This window comes from Janibacter sp. CFPM2_SD2 (assembly GCF_057364645.1).
The window spans coordinates 1-3,094 of the sequence record NZ_JBNFOF010000271.1 but is presented as its reverse complement, the minus strand read 5'-3'; the positions used below and the strand labels follow the sequence as shown (position 1 = coordinate 3,094).

Here is a 3,094-nt window from a genome sequence, read left to right as displayed (position 1 = left end):
CCCTCGCGCGTCGCCGTCCGCGACGTCCCCGTCGTCCGCGCCCGCTGACCCGCGCGCCCGCGGCTCTGGCGCTGGGTCGATGTATGGGGGTGCGCTGGGGCCCACTCCTATACATCGACTCGCGATCTCTGGCGCTGGGTCGATGTATGGGGGTGCGCTGGGGCCCACTCGGATACATCAACCCAGTCGCCGCCGCGGGGATCAGCGGGGCGGGTCGACCTCGTCGGGGTCGACGCCGAGGAGCCGGGCCACCTGCTCGACCATCACCTCGTGGACGACCTCGGCCTGGTCGGCGCCACGGGAGATCGTCTCGACCGGGCGGCGGTAGACGACGATGCGCGCCGGCAGCAGGCCCTGCTGGGGCCACAGCCGGGCGAGCGGGACACCTTCCTCCCAGCCCTGCGGGTCGGACGGCGGGATGTCCTCGACGGCGAACTCGACATCGCCCCACCGGCGACCGAGCACCCCACGGAAGCGCTGCGCCGTGTCGATGACGAGGTCGTCGAAGGCCTCGGCGCGGGTCGCCATCGCCGGGACGACGGGGTGGGCCAGAGGCCCGCGCAGGCCCCGGCCACGACGATCACGATGACGGCTCACCCTCCCGATCGTAGGTGCCGGGCGACGGCGTGGCGTCGCACATCGGGCCGATCGTGGCCTAGCCTGCACGGGTGTCCGTCTCTCGCCAGTGCTCCCGTGCCGCGTGCCCGCGACCGGCGGCCCGGACCCTGACCTACGTCTACTCCGACTCCACGGTGGTCCTCGGCCCGCTCGCGACCTATGCGGAGCCCCACGCCTACGACCTGTGCGACGACCACGCCGCCCGACTCACCGCCCCGCGCGGCTGGGACGTCGTGCGCCTGGCCGCCGACCAGCCCGCGCCCAGCGACGCACGACGACCTGTCGCGCTCGCCGAGGTCGTGCGTCGGCGGCCCGAGCCGACGCCGACTCAGAGCGCACCCGCCACGTCGCGACGAACGCCGCCCCGAGCCGACGAGCATCACCGAGACGGGGCGCCGCGGCCACCTGCGCGTGCTCCGCGACCGCGACTGATCCCGCATCCGCCGCCCGCCCCGGCGCGGCATAGGCTGGCTCGGTGACCATCACGCTCTCTGACTTCGTCAAGGCCTACGACGTCCGCGGCCTCGTCCCGGACCAGCTCAACATCGACGTCGCCCACGCCCTGGGGGCTGCCTTCGCCGAGGTCATCGCGCTCGCCGAGGGCGCGCCGGCGGTCGTCATCGGCCACGACATGCGGCCCAGCTCGCCCGAGCTCGTCGACGCCCTGGCCCGCGGCATCACCGCCCGCGGTGTCGACGCGATCCTCATCGGTCTCGCGAGCACCGACGGGCTCTACTACGCGAGCGGCGCGCTCGGCCTGCCCGGCGCGATGTTCACCGCCAGCCACAACCCCGCCCGCTACAACGGCATCAAGTTCTGCCGCGCCGGCGCCCGCCCCGTCGGGCAGGACAGCGGCCTGGCCGACATCCGCGACCTCGCCCAGAGCCACCTCGACGGGGGAGTGTCCGCCTTCGACGGGGTGCGCCCCGGCAAGATCACCCAGCGCGACGTCCTCGTCGACTACGCGGCCTTCCTCCGCGGCCTCGTGGACCTGTCGGGCAGCCGCCCCCTTCGTGTCACGGTCGACGCGGGCAACGGCATGGGTGGGCTCACCGTCCCCGCCGTGCTCGGCACCGGCAGCGGCCTGCCGCAGCTGCCGCTCACCATCGACCCGATGTACTTCGAGCTCGACGGCACCTTCCCCAACCACGAGGCCAACCCCCTCGACCCCAAGAACCTCGTCGACCTGCAGGAGCGGGTGCGCAGCCACGGCGCCGACATCGGCATCGCCTTCGACGGTGACGCCGACCGCTGCTTCGTCGTCGACGAGCGGGGCGAGCCGGTCAGCCCGAGCGCGATCACCGCGATGATCGCCCGCCGCGAGATCGACCGCGAGGTCGCCGCCGGGCGCGACGCCGGCGAGGTCGCGATCGTGCACAACGCCATCACCTCCGCTGCGGTGCCCCAGATCATCGCCGAAGGGGGTGCCCGGCCCGTGCGCACCCGCGTCGGTCACTCCTACGTCAAGGCGGTCATGAGCGAGCACGACGCCGTCTTCGGCGGCGAGCACTCCGCGCACTACTACTTCCGCGACTTCTGGTTCGCCGACACCGGGATGCTCGCGGCCATGCACGTGCTCGCCGCGCTCGGCGAGACCGACGCCCCGCTCAGCGAGGTCATGGCGCCCTACGAGCGCTACGTCGCCTCCGGCGAGATCAACTCCACCGTCGCGGACGCCGCGGCCGTCACCGAGGTCGTCCGGCAGCGCTGGGCGACGGCCGGGGTCGACGTCGACGAGCTCGACGGCCTGACCCTGACGCATGCCGGCGACGACACGACGCCGATGTGGTGGTTCAACCTGCGCCCGAGCAACACCGAGCCGCTGCTGCGGCTCAACGTCGAGGCCGCCGACGAGGCGACCATGGCGCGGGTGCGCGACGATGTCCTGACGACGATCCGAGAGGCCTGAGATGAGCGACACCACGATCGAGCCCTGGCTCCGCGAGATCCTGCGCTGCCCCGCCTGCCGCAGCGAGCTGCGGGACGAGACCGGCTCCGCGGGCCCCGAGCTCGTGTGCACGAGCGGCACCTGCGGTCTCGCCTACCGCGTGGAGGACGGCATCCCCGTGCTCCTCGTGGCCGAGGCCCGGCCGCGGGCCTGAGGCGACCGTGTCCCCCTTCGACGAGACGCTGCTCGACGACGAGGGGCAGCGTCGCGCCGTCGACAGCACGGACATGCTCCGTGCGCTCGCCGGTGCCGGCGCCCAGGTGCGCCGCGCGGTCACGACGGTCGCCGAGAGCGACCTGACCGACCTGACCCCGTGACCGGCCGCGGGCGGTGCACGTCGCCGCCCGTCGGGGGAGGCGGAGGCCGTCGGCGCGGTCCTGCGCATGCTCGTCTCCCGGGGCGGCCCGGTGCTGCTCTCCGCCGAGGGCTCGGGCCCGCTGCCGGGCTGGGTGGGCACGCTCGACCTCGTCATCGCGGTCTCCCTGTCGGGGCGTGCCGAGGGGCCGGTGCGACAGGCCCGCGAGGCCG

5 protein-coding genes are annotated in these 3,094 nt (G+C 74.0%); 4 read left to right on the top strand and 1 reads right to left on the bottom strand.

Annotated elements, in window-relative coordinates:
• Positions 1-201: 201 nt before the first annotated feature.
• Positions 202-597: a metallopeptidase family protein gene (locus tag AC2W7J_RS17080; protein WP_255184022.1), complete on the bottom strand. Its 396-nt coding sequence runs from the start codon at positions 595-597 to the stop codon at positions 202-204.
• 71 nt (positions 598-668) lie between these two features.
• On the opposite strand from AC2W7J_RS17080, the gene AC2W7J_RS17075 reads away from it, so the two are divergent.
• Genes AC2W7J_RS17075 through AC2W7J_RS17060 form a run of 4 tightly spaced genes read left to right on the top strand, consistent with a single transcriptional unit; the run spans position 669 to position 2,883 of the window.
• Entirely contained in the window at positions 669-1,097 is a 429-nt protein-coding gene (locus AC2W7J_RS17075; protein ID WP_485983869.1) for a DUF3499 domain-containing protein, read from the top strand.
• Entirely contained in the window at positions 1,094-2,527 is a 1,434-nt protein-coding gene (locus AC2W7J_RS17070; RefSeq protein WP_427801231.1) for a phosphomannomutase/phosphoglucomutase, read from the top strand. Before AC2W7J_RS17075 ends, AC2W7J_RS17070 begins: the two co-directional genes overlap by 4 nt.
• Position 2,528: 1 nt before the next feature.
• Entirely contained in the window at positions 2,529-2,720 is a 192-nt protein-coding gene (locus AC2W7J_RS17065; RefSeq protein WP_485983867.1) for a Trm112 family protein, read from the top strand.
• A 7-nt stretch (positions 2,721-2,727) separates the two neighbouring features.
• Entirely contained in the window at positions 2,728-2,883 is a 156-nt protein-coding gene (locus tag AC2W7J_RS17060) for a hypothetical protein (RefSeq protein ID WP_485983865.1), read from the top strand.
• The last annotated feature ends 211 nt before the right edge of the window (positions 2,884-3,094 follow it).